This window comes from Haladaptatus halobius, from assembly GCF_020618475.1.
Taxonomy (GTDB): Archaea; Halobacteriota; Halobacteria; order Halobacteriales; family Haladaptataceae; genus Haladaptatus; species Haladaptatus halobius.
The window spans coordinates 2322857-2338845 of sequence record NZ_CP085335.1 but is presented as its reverse complement, the minus strand read 5'-3'; the positions used below and the strand labels follow the sequence as shown (position 1 = coordinate 2338845).

Here is a 15989-nt window from a genome sequence, read left to right as displayed (position 1 = left end):
CTACGTTCATGGACACATCACAATCGAGCCCTGCACAGGGGCAGTTCACCACTCATGGACGATACAGCGAAATATCTCATTCACGCAGACATCACCGCCGACGGGGTGGTAGAACGGAGTGACGTCGTCGGCGCTATCTTCGGTCAGACCGAAGGACTCCTGGGGGACGACCTCGACCTGAGAGATCTCCAGCAGTCCTCGAAGGTCGGTCGCATCGACGTTTACGTCGATAGCGAACAGGGGCAGTCGTTCGGCACCATCACCATCGCCAGTAGCCTCGACAAGGTCGAGACGGCCATTCTGGCGGCGTCGCTCGAAACCATCGAGCGCGTCGGCCCGTGTCGCGCCAGCGTCAGCGTCGGCAACATCGAAGACGTGCGGGCCGCGAAGCGCAGGGAGGTCGTCGACCGCGCGAAGGAACTGCTCTCGTCGTCGTTCGACGAGAGCGTCATGACCAGCCGAGAGATTCTAGAGGAGGTTCGCCAGAGCATCCGCGTCGAGGATATCACGGAGTACGAGGGGTTCCCGGCGGGACCGAACGTCATCGACAGCAACGCCATCATCGTCGTCGAAGGCCGGGCCGACGTGCTGACGTTGCTCCGGTACGGCGTGAAAAACGCCATCGCGGTGGAAGGGACGAACGTTCCCGACACCGTCGCCGAACTCACGCAAGACCGCACGACTACGGCGTTCCTCGACGGTGATAGGGGCGGCGACCTCATTCTCCGCGAACTGGAACAGGTCGCCGACATCGACTACGTCGCCGTCGCCCCGCCGGGTAGGTCGGTCGAAGACCTCTCGCGCGACGAGGTGATGTCCGCCTTACGCGATAAACGCCCCTTCGACCGATTTCGGAACGACGAAACCGTGGTGGCCGCCGCGACCGACGGGAGCACTCTCCCTGCGCCCGAGAGCGACGAAACGGACGCCGAGCGTCCGGTCGAGCCGTCCGTCGAAGCGGACGAATCGGTGCCCGACGACGCCGGAACCCAATCCGTGGAATCTACGGACGAACGGTCGGAAAACGGGTTCGAGGATGGCGCTTCGGGAGAAGACGATGCGGCAAGCGGCGACTCGGTCGATGACGAATCGACTGCCGAAGAACCGGCGGAAGGCGAGTCGGACGGCGAACCCCTGACCCAAGAACCGGAGACGATCCGCGGTCACGCTCGGGAGGTCATCGACGGCAAATCCGACACCGTGCGACTGCTGGACGACGCGTTCGGCGTCCTCGCAGAATCGCCCGCCGACGAGACGTTCGACGCCATCGAAAGCGCGGACGCGGTTCCCCACGCGGTCGTGTTCGACGGAACGCTCAGCCAGCGAATCCTCGACGTTGCGGCCCAGCGCGGGGTCGAACAGATCGTCGCCCGAGACGAAGGCGAGTTCGTCAAGAAGCCGACGACGGTTCGCATCCTGACCGCAGACCGCCTGTAGCGCCGAGCGCGGTCGCCGCGAATCTAACACTCTTTTCCGAGCACGAGCGCGGTTCCGCCGTCGGCGTAGTAGTCGGGTTCCTCGCGCCACAGTTCGAAGCCGAGCGAGTCGTACAGCGCCCGAGCCACGTCGTTCTCCTCGTGAACGGTGAGCGACACGCCGAAACAGCCGCGTTCGCACGCCGCCGAAACGGCCGTCCGAAGCAATCTGGTGCCCCGTCCCTCGCGGCGATACGCTGGTTCCACCGCGAGTTCGGCGACGTACGCGTCGTCCCCGAGCGTCGTGAGAACGTAGCCGACCGGTCGTCCCTCGGCGGTCGAGACGAAGACGAGACCCGACCCGGAGAGGGCGGTTTCGAGCAGTCCGGGCGTTGGCTCGGCGAGCCACATTCGGATCTCGCGGAGGCGAGAGCTATCGTCGGGCGTGGCGGTGCGAATCACGCCGAAAGCCCCACCAGCAGTGCGAGTCCGGCACCCAACAGCGCCCCCGAAAGCGTGGCGAGGAAGTTGACGCTCTGATTGCCGATTTGCTCGCCTTCCACGGTCGCGCCGAGGACGCTGTCGACCGTCATGCCGCCGACGCCCGCCAGCGCGATGACGACCCCGCCGAGGAGGCCGACCGACCCGAACAACGTGACGGCGATGAGCGCGACGACGCTCGCGCCGAGCACCCCGGCCAGTTCACCCTGCCACGTGACGCCCCCGTCCGTTCCGGGTTCGACGCGTTCGAGCGTCGTGATTAGTCGCGGCCGGTCGAAGACGCCGCCGATTTCGCTGGAGAGGGTGTCGCTCATGGCGGTGGCGATGCTGCCCGCGAACGCGAAGAGAAACACGGCGCTGTCGACGGGGAGGCGGTCGCTCGCGGCGAACGCCAGCACCGCGACCAGCGCGACGGCGGCGTTGCCGAGGACGTTACCGCCACCCCGGGCACCTTCGTTCGCCTCCGCGACGCCGTTCTGCCGCTTTTCCTCGTACCGGAACTTCGTCGAGAGCGCGCCGAGCGCGAAAAAGGAGATGAGGACGGCGAACCACGGGTAGCCACCGAGGACGATGGTGAGCAGCGCGAGCAGGACGCCTGTGAGCATCCCGGTGACGGAGGCGGTGTCGAGCGCCCACGAGAGGTAGCCGAATCCGGCGGTGATGGTGATGGCCATCGCAACTTCCACGGGCGTCACCGTCACCGTGAGGTCGGCGAAGAACCAGAGGAGGAACGCCACCGAGAACATCACCAACGGGTCGTCGCGCTCGAAGAGCACGGAGCGGAGTAAACCGGCCAACAACGCGCCGCTGGCGGCGAGGAAGACGAGTTCGGGCACGACCGGTTCGATGGGGTCGCCCGCGACGCGGAGGACGATGGCCTGCGCGGCGATGGCCGCGAGGAAACCGCCGACCGTGAATCCCGCCGTCGCGGTGATGGGCGCGTCGCTTCGCGTCCGGGCGGCCTGTTCGACGAGGTTTCCGTAGGCGAGCAGACAGACGGCGGCGGCGAAGACGCGCGTCGGAAGGCCGACGAGCATAACGAGCATGGCGAGTCCGGCGATGGCGAACGCGAACGCGGCGAGACCGCGGAGTCGCCCTTCGCGGCGGTCGCTCGGGCGCGCGAAGAGCTCGAACACCGAACCGTCATCTACGACGAGCGCGAGCGCACCGAATGCCGCGAACAGCGCGGCCACGCCCGCTACCAGCACCGACGCGGCGAGCGCGAGCGTCCCCACCCCTGCGAACGCCGCCGCCCGTCGAATGCTCGTAGTCACGGTGGGGATTTTCGGGGACGAACACTTAATCTTCCCGAACGGCGCGGGGCGTGACGGTTGCGACGTGCGGAAAGAACGCACCGTCTCAGTTCGGCGGGAGTGCGTGACGTTTAAGATTCGATGGTGGGAACTCGGGGTTTGTGGGACTCTACGACCGGTACCTCTCCGCGCGCGTCCGCCGACACGGGGCCGACTCGCCCAGCCACATCGCCGTGGTCATCACCGAGCGCGACCTGTTGGAACAGGGTGCGTACGAGACGCTCGAATCCTTCTTCGAGTGGGCGTTCGACTACGGCGCGGAGCGCGTCACCGTTTACGTGAGCGTACTGGACTCCGGCGCGGTGCCGACCCTCCAGCGCGAGTTGGAGAACGTGCGCACGCCCCGAGAGATCGCCGTTCGCGGTCCCGACGACCTCACGCCCGCCGACGCCCCGATTCAGGTGAGCATCGGACTCGGCGGAAAGAGCGAGTTCGCCGAGGCGGTGCGGGCGGTCGCGGAGGACGTAGAATCGGGCGGCGTCTCGGCGGACGACGTGGACGAGACGGAGATCGAATCCCACCTCGTGTTTCCGACCGACCCCGACCTCGTCATCAAGACCGGCGCGGAGCGACTCTCCGATTTCATGATCTGGCAGTCGGTCTACTCCGAACTGTACTTCACCGACGTGAACTGGCGCGATTTCCGCCAGCGGGACTACCTGCGGGCGATATTCGATTACAAGAGTCGGCAGCGGCGGTTCGGACGGTGAACAACCGTAAACTCCCCCTTCATGTCGTCAGAAACCGCTCTCCGTGAAAACTTCGAATCTCAGTCCACTGTCTCGCCGTCGACTTCCAACTCGTCCACAGACGCGCCGTCCGGCACGTACTCCTTGAACTTCCGCAGCACCGACCGCGCTTCGTCCAACTCCACGCCGCCCACTGCCCGAACGAGTGCCAGCGCGCGCTGAACCTTCGCCTGTCGGAACGACTGTTCGCGGGACTCGTAGGTTCGCACGGCGCGCAGGAAGTCGATCTTCGAGAACTCCGGCCAGTAAGGGGTACAGAAGAAGACGGCGGCCTCGTTACCGTTGGCGTGCCACGGGAGGAAGTTGCTGGTGCGCTCGTCGCCCCCGGTGCGGATGATGAGATCCACGTCGCGGAGGGGGCGCCCGTAGAGGCGCTCCTCGATGGTTTCGACGGAGATGTCGGTCGGGTTCAGGTCGCCAGACTCGACCGCGCGGGCCACGTCGCGGGCCGCGCCGAGGAGTTCGTTGCGACCGCCGTACGCCAGCGCGATGTTGAGGACGAACGCCTCGTAGTCGTGAGTTCGACGCTCAGCGTACTCGATGGCTTCGCGAACGCGCGAGGGGAGCTGTGGCACGTCGCCGATGACGCGGATGCAGACGCCGCTGTCGTGGACGCGCTCCGCGTCGGCGAACTCGTACAGTTTGTCCTCGAGTAGGTCGAACAGCGCTTCGCGCTCGTGCTCCGGACGTTCGAAGTTCTCCGTGGAGAAGGCGTACAGCGTCAGTTCTTCGACCCCGAGGTCGTCACACCAGTCGAGCACGCGCTCGGTCGTCTTCGCGCCTGCGCGGTGGCCGTCTGGTGCGTCCTCGCCCTGCTTGGTGGCGTATCGCCGGTTTCCGTCCTGGATGACCGCGACGTGGGTCGGGGCACCCGTTATGGTTCGTCGCAGGTGTCGCTCGTAGGCCGTCTCCAACTGTCGCCGAACCCGCGTCAACATCGTCTTGTTGGCCCACTCTCACCCGACCGGTATCAGCCTTCTCCTCCGAGATTTCGTGCGAGCTGGTAACGAATGTGTCGGGTCGTCGGGGGCAGGTGCATACCTTTTTAAGTATGGGATTACTTAGGTAGAACGCAATGGCGAAAGGTACGGTTGACTTCTTCAACGAGACCGGCGGTTACGGATTCATCGACAGCGAAGACTCTGACGAAGACGTATTCTTCCACATGGAAGACGTCGGCGGCCCAGACCTAGAAGAGGGCCAAGAAGTCGAATTCGACATCGAGCAGGCAGACAAAGGTCCCCGAGCGACTAACGTCCAGCGCCTGTAAACGAATCGGCAGCGATTAATTCTCGCGGGAGTTCACGCTGCCGCGCGAAAACAACGATTTTTGAGTGACGGCTACAACCGTAGGTCGTATAACGACCGGTGTGTATCTTCGAACATGGACAGCGTCATCGACGACGACCTCTACCGGCGGACGAAGCGACTCCTTGAACCCGGCGATATCGAACTCAACGGTGCTATCGTTCGCACCGACCTCGGAAGTGACGAGGACATCGAGATGCACCAAGCGTCGGTGGATATTGGCGACGTCATCGCGGAACACGCGGGCTACGACCCGCGCGACACCTACGTCTACTCTGGCACCGACGACCCGGAGTTCGCCTCGAACCAACACCAAGGGCTGACGCTGGACGGCGACGAGTTCGTCTGGGAGTGCCAGCAGTTGCTTCGGGACGGAACGTTCGACGTCGTGTTCTACTACGAGGCGAGCGCCGACCAGCGAGGAATCGAAGACGACATCAGCGACCTCGGGTTCGAAGTAACCAGCGTCGAAGGATAGGTTAGAAGGCTTTACATGCAGGGCATTCTAACGGCCTGATACGAAGTCCGAAGTGTTTCGTATGAATCGTATGTTCTCTCTTCCCCGGAGGCGATACGCGTGACGCCGAGCACCGGCGTCATCTCCGGCGTGCGCGTCTCTCACGACCGAGCGAGCCTCGACGACGTGGCGGCGGCCTGCCACGCCGACGAGCAGGAAGTCGTCGCTCGTCTCGCCGAGGAACCCGGCGTATCGGAGGCGTTCGCGCTCCAAACGTGCAATCGTTTCGAAGCGTACGTCGTCACAGACACGCCCGCGACTGGACGGGCCGTCCTCGCCGACTTCGCGCCCGACATCGAAACCCACTCCGTCGTCGAGATGGCTCACGAGGAGAGCCTTCGCCACCTCCTTCGGGTCACCGCGGGACTGGAATCCATCGTCCTCGGCGAGGACCAGATAATCGGGCAGGTGCGGGACGCATACAAATCGGCGCAGGAACGCGACGCCGTCGGCCCGATGCTCGAAGCGGCGCTGACGAAGGCGCTCCACGTCGGCGAACGCGCTCGGACGGAGACGGCCATCAACGAGGGTGTCGTCTCCATCGGAAGCGCGGCGGTGACGCTTGCCGGCGAGCAGGTCGATCTCGACGGATCGACGGCGCTCGTCGTCGGCGCGGGCGAGATGGGTACCATCGCGGTCAACGCCTTCGCCGACGCGGGCGTCGGGACGCTCGTCGTCGCCAACCGGTCGGTCGAGCGAGCGAAGACGGTCGCAGGGTCGGTCGACATCGCTGACGCCCGTGCGGTCGGACTGGACGCACTCCCGACCTGCCTCCCGCGTGCGGACGTGGTGATAACCGCGACGGGAAGCGAGGGGTACGTCCTCGACGCCGACTCGCTCTCGGACTGTAGTGAGACGCTGGTCGTGGACATCGCCCAGCCGCGGGACGTATCGCCCGCAGTGGCCGTGCTCGACGGCGTGACCGTCCACGATATGGCGGCGCTGGAGTCGGTGACGGACAGAACTCGTGCGCGCAGACGGGCCGCCGCCGAGTCGGTCGAGGCGATGGTCGACCGCGAGTTCGAGAACCTGCTCGAACAGTACAAGCGAAAGCGCGCGGACGAGGTCATCGCCGCGATGTATGAGGGCGCGGAGCGGATGAAAGAGCGAGAACTCCAGACCGCGCTGTCGCAACTCGACGCCCACGGACTGGACGACGAACAGCGAGCCATCGTGGAGTCGATGGCCGACGCGCTGGTCTCACAACTGCTCGCACCGCCGACGAAGAGCCTGCGAGACGCCGCCGCCGAGGACGACTGGACGACCATCAACACCGCGCTCCAACTGTTCGACCCCGAGGCCGCCGAACCACCCGCGTTCGTCGCGGAGCAACTCGAATCGACGGCGGACGACTAGCGGATTTCTTTTTCGACGCAAATACTCACGCCCGCCGGAAAGCAGCCAGCGACACGACCGCAAGTTGTCAGTTGGTAGTCACATCGCCTATAGAGACGCCGCGCCGAAGGAGATGGCTTTTTGGCGCCCGGCGGTGCCGACTCTCGTATGCGAGTTGACCTCGGCAACGCCCTCGACACCGTCGCCGCACCCGGCGTCTCGCGCGACGCGCTCGACCGACTGGACGAGCGCGTCGCCGACGCCCACGAGCGAATCGAAGCCGGGCGCGAGAATCACGAACACGGCTACGCGGCTCTGAACCTCCCGGAGACGACCGACGCCGACGAGATACGAACCGCGGTCGAACCCTTCGCGGACGCCGAGACGGTGCTCACGGTCGGCATCGGCGGGAGCGCCCTCGGCGCGGCGACGCTGGCCCGCGGACTCGACTCCGACGTGGACGCCTACTTCCTCGACAACGTCGACCCCGAGCACGTCTCCGCCCTGCTCGACGGTATCTCGCTCTCCGACACCGCTATCAACGTCGTCTCGCGCTCCGGCACGACCGCGGAGACGCTGGCGAACTTCCTCGTCGTCCGCGACGCGATGGCGTCGGAGGGCGTGGACTGGACAGAGCGAACCTTCGTCACGACCGGCGAAGACGGGAATCTCCGCACGCTCGCAGAGCGTCACGACCTGCCCGCGCTCGCCGTTCCCGACGGCGTGCCAGGCCGCTTCTCCGTCCTCTCCACGGTCGGGTTAGCCTGCGCCGCGATTCAGGGTCGCGACATCGACGCGGTGCTCGCGGGGGCGCGGGCCGAAGTCGACCGCCTCGCGGGGTCGCTGTTCGAGTCGCCGGCCTACGCCTACGGCGCGGCGTGCTATGCGCTGGACGAACGCGGCGCGGGCGTGAACGCGATGATGCCCTATGCCGAATCGCTGGAGACGTTTGCGGAGTGGTTCGCGCAGTTGTGGGCCGAGAGCCTCGGCAAGGACGGTCTCGGCCAGACACCTGCGAGGGCGCTCGGCGCGACCGACCAGCACTCCCAACTCCAGTTGTATCGCGCCGGGCCGCGAGACAAGATGGTGACGTTCGTCCGCCCGGCGGACCGCGACGACCGAGCGATTCCGGAAACCGACCTACCTGGACTGGAGTATCTCGGCGGCCGGAACCTCGGGACGCTCCTGGACGCCGAGTTCGGCGCGACGGAAGCGAGCCTCGCCGCGTCCGGCCGACCGAACGTCAGGGTCGAAATCGACCGCATCGACGAGTACGGACTCGGCGAACTCTGCTACGGTATGGAGGCGGCCTGCGTCCTCGCGGGTGAACTGTACGGCGTCGAGACGTTCGTCCAACCCGCGGTCGAGTGGGGCAAGCGTGCGGCACGAGGGCTGCTCGGCGGCGGCGACTTCGAGGAGGCCGAGGCGGTCGCCGAGAAGACGACGCTGGAAGTCGAGTAACCGCGTTCACAAAGCATTTACCGGGCGGGGAAGAGTGGTCGATTGTCCTTTGCGTCGAAGACCGAACGACGCATCCAGTATCATGAGGGTTCACTACATTTCGATGATTCTTTCGGCGCTCGTCGTCGTTTCGCTGTTCGCGGGTGCGACGACCGCATCTACCGACCGCTTCGTAGACGCCGTGGACGGCGCATCGTTTGACCACGAACTGACTGAGGCGAGCAACGACTCCGTTTCGCTCGAACATGAGGGGGACGTTCTGGTTCTCGACACCGCTCCGAACCGGACGATTCGCGGCGAGGCGACGTTCGACCCCGGCACGGAACTCGGAATCTCCGTCCACTCGACGGGGCAGTTCTACAAATCGCAGACGGTCACGGTGCAACCGAACGGGACGTTCAACGCGACGTTCGACTTCGCGGAGTACGAGACGGGGACGGAGTTCGGCGTCGTCGTCGCGCTTCCCGGCAATAACTCGACCGAACGGAAACCGCTCCTCGTCGTCGATGGCGTCATCCGAAACTCGTCTGCGACGACCTCGCTCTCGACCACGACCTACGTGGTGACCGAGACGGCCGCCGACGGCGGAACGACCGTCGAAGAAGGGGTCACCACCGACACTGCGGCGACCACCCGGTCGAGCGACGGCGACGGACAACCCGGTTTCGGTCTCGTCGTCGCGCTGGTCGCCCTCGTGGTAGTCGGAATGCTCTCACGCCGTGACTGAGCGCCGGTCGTAGCATCTTTACTACCGCAGCCCCTCGGTTAACGTATGGCAGACGGTACAGCAGGCGTCGGCGACGAATCTTCGACCGGCGGTTCGGTCGGTCAGATGTTGCTCGCGGTCGTCCGTAGCGGCGTTCTCGGCTTCTCGGGGCTGTTCGCCATCTCCCTCTGGGCGAGCGCGATAATCGTCGTCTTCGGACGGAACAACCTCGGACCTATGCAGGAACTCGGTTTGTCCGCGCTCGCGCTCGGTCTCGGCACCGGGACGGTCGCCCTCATCTTCATGGTCGGCCGAGGATACGGACTCTCGTATCTCGATTTCGAACGTCCGAGCAAACGCGACGTCGGATTCATATCGCTCGGCGTCATTGCGCTCTTCGCGTTACAGATCGCAATCGCCGTCGCACTGACGCAGATCGGCGTCGGCACCGCGGATCACAACGTCCAGCAGACGGCCAGTCAGGGCAACCCCGAGATACTGCTCGTGCTCATCCCCGCGTCGTGGCTCATCATCGGTCCCGGCGAGGAGCTACTCTACCGAAATATCATCCAGAAATCGCTGTACGGGACGTTTTCGGAATACGGCGCGGTCGTCGTGGCGAGCGTCGTCTTCGCGCTGGCGCACATTCCCGCCTACGCGGCGGGTTCGACGCTCACGGCGACCGCCGGAACGCTCGTCGTCATCTTCTTCCTCTCGCTCGTGCTGGGCTACCTCTACCTCGAAACCGGAAATCTCACGGTTTCGGCTCTCGTTCACGGGACGTTCGACGCTATCCTTTTCGGAATCATGTACCTCCAGTTCGCCGGTTAAGGGTTCGAAGGGTTCTTCCGCGAGAGCGGACTGCCGCAGATCGGACAGCGGTCTCTGTTCTCGTCGAACTCCCGCCCGCACCCGGCGCACTGGAACTTCCAGTTTCGCTGCTCTTCGATACCGTCCTGTGCGATGACCTCGACGGTGACGTTCATCCGGTCGGCGACGTTCTGCATCGCGTAGTCGTCCGTGACGAGCGTTCCGTCGAGTTCGAACGCGGTGGCGATGAGCCGAACGTCGGTGTCCGAGAGCACGTCGAGATCACCCGTTTCACCCGCGGCGCGGCGGACTTTGTCGACCGCGTCCTCGCGCGGCAGGTGGATGTGCATCCCGGAACCTTCCATCGCGTCGAACCGGAAGGCGTGTTCGCCCTCCAGTTCCTCCTGCACCATCGGAATCGACGCTGTCTGTTCGGTGGTGTGGTACTCATTGATAAAAGCTGAGGCGTCTAGAACGTACATTACCGCTGAACGACGATGTAATCTTTAACCGCCTGTACCCGGTTGACCGGTAGTTCGAAGTGACCGTCGTCGTCCACTTCGAGGTCGACGGTGTCGGTATCGATCTGTTCGTCAGGTTCGACGACGAGGCTCGATAGCTCCCCCGTCTTTAGGTTCATGGTGATGTTGTAGAGCATCCCCAGTTCGGTGCCGTCAGACCCCATGACGGCCTTCCCCGAGAGGTTCTCCGCGAGTATGTCCGGCATACGTGGGGGTTACCGAGCGCTACTACATAAACTCCACGGGGTTCACGTCGGCATCGGCGCACTCGACTCTCGGGGGACGGTCGGCGGGGTAGGTCTTCGGTCATCGAGTTCGTTGTGGGTCGTGTCCCTCCGCGGGTTCCATCGAAAGCTTTCGACCCCGTCGGAATCCCGGCGACGGGCAGGCAGTGCGTGTGAAAGTCCCATCCGCCCGAATCCCGTAGGGAGCGGTGAGTGGGGCGGAGAACTCACCACCTATTTGTCCCCCTCATAACGAAGGCGACGTATGTTCGAAACCGCGCTCCCCGTGGGAAGTGCGTTCGGCGTGAAACACGCCTTTGAAGCGGATCACCTCGCCGCGATCGCAACGTTGGTCGAAGACGGGAACCGGTCGGCGTCGACGGGTGCCGCGTGGGGAGTCGGCCACTCGATTCCGATCCTCGTGTTATGCGTGTCGTTTCTTTCGCTAGACGTCCAGATTCCGTCCACCGTCACCGCGGGATTCGAGGCTCTCGTCGCCGTCTCCTCGTGGCGTTAGGCGCTCGCGTGATCGCCGGCCGGGACGCGCTCGGAACATCGCTTCTGCGCCACGTCCGCACCGAAGATGCCGGGGAGTCCGGAACGAGACGCTTGCACCTGACCATCGGTGGAAGACGGCTCGGCATCGCTCACTCGCGCGCGGACGGGGAGTCGTTCAGCGTCGGAATCGTTCACGGACTCGCCGGTAGCGGGGATGTTGTGGTCGCCCTCGCCGCGACCGCACCGACGGTCTTCAGCGGTGCCGGATTTCTGGCCGGATTCTCGGTGGCGACGAGTGTCTCGATGGCCGCCGCATCGTGGGGATGGGGTCGGGTCGTCGGACGGACGAACTCCCTTCGCACGGTCGCTGGTGTCGCTAGCGTGACCGTCGGTATCCTGCTGTTCGCCGAGACCATCGGAACTGCTGTTCCGATCCGAGCGCCCTTCTAAGGGTTCTCCGACGACCGCCGGTGAGGGGGGCAGGTCCACCGATCAGCCGCTTCGGCTGCACAGAGGTGAACGAAACTCACCCACCGTGCTGAGTTGATCCCCCGAGACGCATCACGAACGTCCAAAGCACATTATAACCTGCGGGTTTCTCCGCCGCAGTCATCTGCCCTCTGACCGACGTGGCGATGGAGTTAAATGCCGTGCCGGGTTGTTCTGTGATAAGAACTTCTCCCGGGTGGTAGGTATGTCGGACACAGATTCACACGAGACGGAAACTCTTAGAACCCCCATCGTCGCCGTCCTCGGTCACGTCGACCACGGCAAGACCAGCCTGCTCGACAAGATCCGCGGCTCGACGGTTATCGAGGGTGAGGCGGGCGCGATCACACAACACATCGGCGCGACAGCAGTGCCGCTCGACATCGTGTCGAAGGTCGCCGGAAAACTGGTCAACCCGGACGATTTCGACCTCCCCGGACTGCTCTTCATCGACACGCCGGGCCACCACTCGTTCACGACGCTCCGGTCGCGCGGCGGTGCCCTCGCGGACATCGCCATCCTTGTCGTGGACGTGAATGACGGCTTCCAACCGCAGACCGAGGAAGCAATCAACATCCTCTCGCAGTCGCAGACCCCGTTCGTCGTCGCGGCGAACAAGATCGACACGACGCCGGGGTGGAACCCGCAACCGGACTCGCCCATCCAGCAGACCTACGAGACTCAGAGTGACCGGGCGCGGTCGACGCTCGACCAGAGCCTGTACGAACTCATCGGCGAACTCAGCGATGCCGGTTTCTCCGCCGACCTCTACTGGCGCGTCCAGAACTTCCAGAACAACGTCGGCGTCGTCCCCGTGAGCGCCGAGACGGGCGAGGGCGTTCCCGACTTGCTCACGGTGTTGATGGGGCTGGCGCAGCGCTACATGCGCGAGGACATGGAGATCGACGTGGCCGGGCCGGGCGCGGGAACGGTGCTCGAAGTCAAAGAGGAGAAAGGTTTCGGGACGACCCTCGACGTGGTGTTGTACGACGGTACCGTCGGCGCGGACGAGACCATCGTCGTCGGCGGGACGAACGAACCCATCGTGACGGACGTTCGCGCCCTGCTGAAACCCCGACCGCTCGCCGAGATTCGAACCGAAGACCGCTTCGAGAAGGTCGATTCCATCGGCGCGGCGGCCGGGCTGAAGATCGCCGCGCCCGGCTTGGACGACGCGATGGCGGGCGCACCCGTCCGCGTCGTCCGCGACCGGGAGATAGAGGATGTCGTCGCCGAAGTGGAGGCCGAACTCGCGGAGGTCGAGGTCAGCACGCAGGAGGAAGGCATCGTGGTGAAAGCCGACACGCTCGGCAGCCTCGAAGCGATGGTCAGCACGCTCGAAGAGACGGAGATTCCGGTCATGCGCGCCGAAGTCGGCGACGTGGCTCCCCGTGACGTCCGGTTTGCGACGACCGCGGACGAGCCGAAACATCGGACGATTCTGGCGTTCAACGTCAACGTGCTCGCCGACGCCGCGGACGAAGCCGAGGAGCGAGACGTGCGCCTCTTCGACAGCGACGTCATCTACCAGCTCATCGACGAGTACGAGGAGTACGTCGAGGAGATGGAGCGCGCTCAGCAACAGACCGTCCTCGACAACATCACCCGCCCCGCCCGGTTCCGAATCCTAGAAGACCACGTCTTCCGGCAGAACGACCCCGCCGTGGTCGGCATCGAAGTGCTCTCGGGTACCGTGAAGAACAACGCCTTCGTCGCCAAGTTCGGAGGGAACGAACCCACGCGGGTCGGCACCATCAAGGGGCTGAAGGACCAGGGCGAGGACGTAGACGAAGCCCGAACTGGGAACCGGGTCAGCGTCGCCATCGACGGGCCGACTGTCGGTCGGCAGATAGAGGAGGGCGACGAACTCTGGATAGAACTGCCGGAGAAACATGCCAAAATTTTAGAACAGGAGCTCTCCGACGACATCCCGGCGGACGAGCTCGAAGCGTTGCAGATGTACCTCGACAAACAGAGGAAACGCGATCCGTTCTGGGGCAAGTAGATTCCGAAGCCCAACCCTTTGGAAGGGGTGGAGTTACGTTTTAGTTTCTGGCAGTAATAACAGCGCATGGAGGGATGCGGATGAGCGTGAAAAAGGGATTTACCAGTCGAATCGCTCGATGGACTCTCGTTACTCGGTTCTCGTACTACGACCTCGTTCTTCTCGCTCTGCCGGTCGTGTTACTCGCCGGTCTGGTCGTCAGTGCGGCGCTCTCAGTTCCGTTCCACGTCGGGAAGATGACGGCGGGTCTCGTGGCCGCGTTCGTCCTCGTCGACGCGATGTTCAAACGACCGCCTACCGAGCGGTCGGCGTGATCTGGTCTTCGACCGCCTGTTTCACTTGGAGGACGGCGCTGGCGGCGAGACCACGGGCGACTTCGTCGCGGTCGTCGGCGTCGATGAGTTCGTCGTCGTCGAGTTCGTCACCCTCGGGTTCGAATCCGGCGCTGACGATGTGGCCGACCGGCGGCTGTACCGAGACGGTAGCCTGCGGGCCGGTCGCGCCGTTCGTGACCTGCGACCCGATGACGTACTCGTCGGGGAGATACTTTCGGGTCAACGTGGCGATGTCGGCCACGCTGTTCCGGAGCGCCCGCTTTTGCTCGGAAGAGAGTTCCTCGACATCGACAGACGCGCGCTGTCCGGCCTGCGTCACGTCGGGAATACCAGCGTAAGGAGTGTTTCCGTTCATGCGGTCTGCTACCCTTCGGTAAGTTCGACCGCGGTATAAACCCGTCGCCCCCGGAACCTAATAGATGGGTTCGCTCTCGCCGTACACCGCGAGAACGACGGCGGTGACGTACGTGCCCGGTTCGGCGTCCGCGGTCACCGTCTCGGTCGACTCGCCCGCGAAATCCCAGTCGCGGAGTTCTCGCCCCGCTTCCAGTCCGGCCCGGACGCGCTCTTCGATCTCCGTGCCGTCCGTCTCGCCCGCGGCTTCATAGAAAAGACCCGCCCCGTCGCCCGTCGTCCAGCCCAATCCGGCGGAGGCGTGCCCCGGCCCGGCGCGGGTTGCCCGCGCCTCGACCACGGTCAGGCGGTTCCCGGCGGGGCCGAGGTCGGGCGCGGTGCCCACCGCTTCGACGGTCGCGTCGGCGGGGATGACCGACGAGACGGCGACGAGGTTGTAGTTGTGGACGTTCGCTTCCGCCAGCGCGGCGTCGTACGACGACATCTTCGTCGGCCCGCTGGCGGTTCCCCAGACGACCCGAATCGTGCTCATGCACAGGGGTCGGTTCGTCGCGCGAAAGTGCCTGTCGATTCCGCGGACGGACACCGCCGTTCCGTCGAACTCCGACCTGCTGAGAAGATCATTCGAAAATGCTCCGTAACACTACCGTTCAATACTCGACTTCGACGGAACTGCCAAGATATTTCGAGATCACCTCGGATACCGAGTCGGCCTTGAACTCCGCCAGATTCTCGTGAATCTCCGCTTTCAGCGCGTCGTAGTACTCCTCGTCCGTCTCGAACGCTCGGTACTCCACGTTCGTCACGGGGACGCCGAGCGCCTCGCTCGCCAGTTCGCGGAAGTAACGGTCGTCGCCGATGTTTCCGCGCCAGAGGTTGTCGCGAAAGAAGAGCCACCCGTCCTCGCCCGGCGGGTCGGCACGCCGCGACAGGCGCGTCTCGAACCTGCGTGGTTCGAGCGCGACGCCCGAGATCGCCGGGTCGAGGCGGAACCGAACCGCGAACGCGTAGCGCGCGTCCATCAGCGCACGTCGTCGAAGCGCTCGGCCATCGTCACGTCCTGCTCGGTGATGCCGCCTTCCTCGTGACTCGTCAGGCGCACCTCGACCTCGTCGTACCGGATGATCATCTCGGGATGGTGGAACTCCTCGTCCGCTATTTCGCCGACTTCGGACGCGAACGCGACGCCCTTCAGGTAGTCGTCGAATTCGTACACACGGACTATCTCGTCGCCGTCGCGCTCCCATCCGCTCGGGGCTCGGGTCTCGATTTCGTCGTCTGAGAGCAGATCTGCCATACACGGGGAAACGGGTGGAACTCAAATAAAAGCATTCGCCACGACCGGTTGCTGTCGTTCGAACGAGCGAAGCTCTCGAATCACGGTCGGGTGCCGTCGTGCACGGCCGTGCACGACGGCACCCGACCGCGAGCCCTCGCCGCCGTAAAAG

The 15989-nt window shown here is 64.6% G+C and carries 21 protein-coding genes; 12 read left to right on the top strand and 9 right to left on the bottom strand.

The window, feature by feature from the left end; genetic code table 11:
• Positions 1–54: 54 nt before the first annotated feature.
• Positions 55–1437 (top strand): DNA primase DnaG, encoded by a 1383-nt coding sequence (dnaG, locus tag LIW51_RS13715; RefSeq protein ID WP_227374670.1) that lies wholly within the window; start codon positions 55–57, stop codon positions 1435–1437.
• 23 nt (positions 1438–1460) lie between these two features.
• On the opposite strand, the gene LIW51_RS13710 is transcribed toward dnaG, so the two are convergent.
• Both LIW51_RS13710 and LIW51_RS13705 read right to left on the bottom strand, forming a co-directional pair.
• Complete coding sequence (locus LIW51_RS13710) at positions 1461–1877, bottom strand: GNAT family N-acetyltransferase (protein WP_227374669.1); 417 nt, start codon at positions 1875–1877, stop codon at positions 1461–1463.
• Positions 1874–3190 carry a DUF92 domain-containing protein gene (locus tag LIW51_RS13705; RefSeq protein WP_227374668.1) on the bottom strand — a complete coding sequence of 439 codons (1317 nt, stop codon included), beginning with the start codon at positions 3188–3190 and terminating at the stop codon, positions 1874–1876. The genes LIW51_RS13710 and LIW51_RS13705 overlap by 4 nt, the downstream gene beginning before the upstream one ends.
• Positions 3191–3330: 140 nt before the next feature.
• On the opposite strand from LIW51_RS13705, the gene LIW51_RS13700 reads away from it, so the two are divergent.
• A complete protein-coding gene (locus tag LIW51_RS13700; protein WP_227374667.1) occupies positions 3331–3939 on the top strand; it encodes an undecaprenyl diphosphate synthase family protein in 609 nt (202 codons plus the stop codon).
• A gap of 59 nt (positions 3940–3998) precedes the next feature.
• On the opposite strand, the gene uppS is transcribed toward LIW51_RS13700, so the two are convergent.
• Positions 3999–4916: a polyprenyl diphosphate synthase gene (gene uppS / locus LIW51_RS13695; protein ID WP_227374666.1), complete on the bottom strand. Its 918-nt coding sequence runs from the start codon at positions 4914–4916 to the stop codon at positions 3999–4001.
• Between the two features lie 137 nt (positions 4917–5053).
• Between uppS and LIW51_RS13690 the strand changes: the two genes are divergently transcribed.
• The 6 genes from LIW51_RS13690 to LIW51_RS13665 all read left to right on the top strand — a co-directional run bounded on the left by LIW51_RS13690 (position 5054) and on the right by LIW51_RS13665 (position 10136).
• Entirely contained in the window at positions 5054–5248 is a 195-nt protein-coding gene (locus tag LIW51_RS13690) for a cold-shock protein (protein WP_227353458.1), read from the top strand.
• A gap of 114 nt (positions 5249–5362) precedes the next feature.
• Positions 5363–5764 carry a DUF5778 family protein gene (locus tag LIW51_RS13685; protein ID WP_227374665.1) on the top strand — a complete coding sequence of 134 codons (402 nt, stop codon included), beginning with the start codon at positions 5363–5365 and terminating at the stop codon, positions 5762–5764.
• A gap of 99 nt (positions 5765–5863) precedes the next feature.
• The gene (gene hemA, locus LIW51_RS13680) at positions 5864–7159 is read left to right on the top strand and encodes a glutamyl-tRNA reductase (protein ID WP_227374664.1); all 1296 of its coding nucleotides are present in this window, start codon (positions 5864–5866) and stop codon (positions 7157–7159) included.
• Positions 7160–7306: 147 nt separating this feature from the next.
• The gene (locus LIW51_RS13675; protein ID WP_227374663.1) at positions 7307–8599 is read left to right on the top strand and encodes a phosphoglucose isomerase-related protein; all 1293 of its coding nucleotides are present in this window, start codon (positions 7307–7309) and stop codon (positions 8597–8599) included.
• Between the two features lie 82 nt (positions 8600–8681).
• Entirely contained in the window at positions 8682–9326 is a 645-nt protein-coding gene (locus tag LIW51_RS13670) for a BGTF surface domain-containing protein (RefSeq protein ID WP_227374662.1), read from the top strand.
• A gap of 45 nt (positions 9327–9371) precedes the next feature.
• Positions 9372–10136: a CPBP family intramembrane glutamic endopeptidase gene (locus tag LIW51_RS13665; RefSeq protein WP_227374661.1), complete on the top strand. Its 765-nt coding sequence runs from the start codon at positions 9372–9374 to the stop codon at positions 10134–10136.
• Here LIW51_RS13665 and LIW51_RS13660 read toward each other — a convergent pair.
• Together LIW51_RS13660 and LIW51_RS13655 are read right to left on the bottom strand one after the other, a co-directional pair.
• Positions 10133–10597 (bottom strand): NOB1 family endonuclease, encoded by a 465-nt coding sequence (locus LIW51_RS13660; RefSeq protein ID WP_227374660.1) that lies wholly within the window; start codon positions 10595–10597, stop codon positions 10133–10135. The two genes, LIW51_RS13665 and LIW51_RS13660, sit on opposite strands and share 4 nt — an antisense overlap.
• Complete coding sequence (locus tag LIW51_RS13655; protein WP_227353468.1) at positions 10597–10842, bottom strand: PRC-barrel domain-containing protein; 246 nt, start codon at positions 10840–10842, stop codon at positions 10597–10599. Before LIW51_RS13655 ends, LIW51_RS13660 begins: the two co-directional genes overlap by 1 nt.
• 283 nt (positions 10843–11125) lie before the next feature.
• Here LIW51_RS13655 and LIW51_RS13650 point away from each other — a divergent pair, with 283 nt between their 5' ends.
• The 4 genes from LIW51_RS13650 (at position 11126) to LIW51_RS13635 (ending at position 14166) form a co-directional block, all read left to right on the top strand.
• The gene (locus tag LIW51_RS13650; protein WP_227374659.1) at positions 11126–11377 is read left to right on the top strand and encodes a HoxN/HupN/NixA family nickel/cobalt transporter; all 252 of its coding nucleotides are present in this window, start codon (positions 11126–11128) and stop codon (positions 11375–11377) included.
• Positions 11368–11808: an urease accessory protein UreH domain-containing protein gene (locus LIW51_RS13645; RefSeq protein WP_227374658.1), complete on the top strand. Its 441-nt coding sequence runs from the start codon at positions 11368–11370 to the stop codon at positions 11806–11808. Before LIW51_RS13650 ends, LIW51_RS13645 begins: the two co-directional genes overlap by 10 nt.
• 244 nt (positions 11809–12052) lie before the next feature.
• Positions 12053–13852 (top strand): translation initiation factor IF-2, encoded by a 1800-nt coding sequence (gene infB / locus LIW51_RS13640; RefSeq protein WP_227374657.1) that lies wholly within the window; start codon positions 12053–12055, stop codon positions 13850–13852.
• An 80-nt stretch (positions 13853–13932) separates the two neighbouring features.
• On the top strand, positions 13933–14166 hold the full coding sequence (locus LIW51_RS13635; protein WP_227374656.1) for a DUF8015 family protein: 234 nt from the start codon (positions 13933–13935) through the stop codon (positions 14164–14166).
• Here LIW51_RS13635 and LIW51_RS13630 read toward each other — a convergent pair.
• From LIW51_RS13630 to LIW51_RS13615, 4 genes are all read right to left on the bottom strand, one after another.
• Positions 14147–14542 carry a DUF5811 family protein gene (locus tag LIW51_RS13630; protein WP_227374655.1) on the bottom strand — a complete coding sequence of 132 codons (396 nt, stop codon included), beginning with the start codon at positions 14540–14542 and terminating at the stop codon, positions 14147–14149. The genes LIW51_RS13635 and LIW51_RS13630 overlap by 20 nt on opposite strands.
• 57 nt (positions 14543–14599) lie before the next feature.
• The gene (locus LIW51_RS13625) at positions 14600–15073 is read right to left on the bottom strand and encodes a pyruvoyl-dependent arginine decarboxylase (protein ID WP_227374654.1); all 474 of its coding nucleotides are present in this window, start codon (positions 15071–15073) and stop codon (positions 14600–14602) included.
• Between the two features lie 118 nt (positions 15074–15191).
• Complete coding sequence (lwrS, locus tag LIW51_RS13620) at positions 15192–15563, bottom strand: LWR-salt protein (RefSeq protein WP_227374653.1); 372 nt, start codon at positions 15561–15563, stop codon at positions 15192–15194.
• Complete coding sequence (locus LIW51_RS13615; RefSeq protein ID WP_227374652.1) at positions 15563–15838, bottom strand: 4a-hydroxytetrahydrobiopterin dehydratase; 276 nt, start codon at positions 15836–15838, stop codon at positions 15563–15565. The genes lwrS and LIW51_RS13615 overlap by 1 nt, the downstream gene beginning before the upstream one ends.
• Between the last annotated feature and the right edge of the window lie 151 nt (positions 15839–15989).

Bases quoted from the DNA above. Each gene is read 5' to 3' on its own strand.
- LIW51_RS13670 (WP_227374662.1), top strand. From the start codon at position 8,682: ATGAGGGTTCACTACATTTCGATGATTCTTTCGGCGCTCGTCGTCGTT.
- LIW51_RS13660 (WP_227374660.1), bottom strand. From the start codon at position 10,597: ATGTACGTTCTAGACGCCTCAGCTTTTATCAATGAGTACCACACCACC.
- LIW51_RS13615 (WP_227374652.1), bottom strand. From the start codon at position 15,838: ATGGCAGATCTGCTCTCAGACGACGAAATCGAGACCCGAGCCCCGAGC.
- LIW51_RS13655 (WP_227353468.1), bottom strand. From the start codon at position 10,842: ATGCCGGACATACTCGCGGAGAACCTCTCGGGGAAGGCCGTCATGGGG.
- lwrS (WP_227374653.1), bottom strand. From the start codon at position 15,563: ATGGACGCGCGCTACGCGTTCGCGGTTCGGTTCCGCCTCGACCCGGCG.
- LIW51_RS13675 (WP_227374663.1), top strand. From the start codon at position 7,307: ATGCGAGTTGACCTCGGCAACGCCCTCGACACCGTCGCCGCACCCGGC.
- LIW51_RS13665 (WP_227374661.1), top strand. From the start codon at position 9,372: ATGGCAGACGGTACAGCAGGCGTCGGCGACGAATCTTCGACCGGCGGT.
- LIW51_RS13690 (WP_227353458.1), top strand. From the start codon at position 5,054: ATGGCGAAAGGTACGGTTGACTTCTTCAACGAGACCGGCGGTTACGGA.
- dnaG (WP_227374670.1), top strand. From the start codon at position 55: ATGGACGATACAGCGAAATATCTCATTCACGCAGACATCACCGCCGAC.
- infB (WP_227374657.1), top strand. From the start codon at position 12,053: ATGTCGGACACAGATTCACACGAGACGGAAACTCTTAGAACCCCCATC.
- LIW51_RS13635 (WP_227374656.1), top strand. From the start codon at position 13,933: ATGAGCGTGAAAAAGGGATTTACCAGTCGAATCGCTCGATGGACTCTC.
- uppS (WP_227374666.1), bottom strand. From the start codon at position 4,916: ATGTTGACGCGGGTTCGGCGACAGTTGGAGACGGCCTACGAGCGACAC.
- LIW51_RS13650 (WP_227374659.1), top strand. From the start codon at position 11,126: ATGTTCGAAACCGCGCTCCCCGTGGGAAGTGCGTTCGGCGTGAAACAC.
- LIW51_RS13630 (WP_227374655.1), bottom strand. From the start codon at position 14,542: ATGAACGGAAACACTCCTTACGCTGGTATTCCCGACGTGACGCAGGCC.
- LIW51_RS13685 (WP_227374665.1), top strand. From the start codon at position 5,363: ATGGACAGCGTCATCGACGACGACCTCTACCGGCGGACGAAGCGACTC.
- LIW51_RS13625 (WP_227374654.1), bottom strand. From the start codon at position 15,073: ATGAGCACGATTCGGGTCGTCTGGGGAACCGCCAGCGGGCCGACGAAG.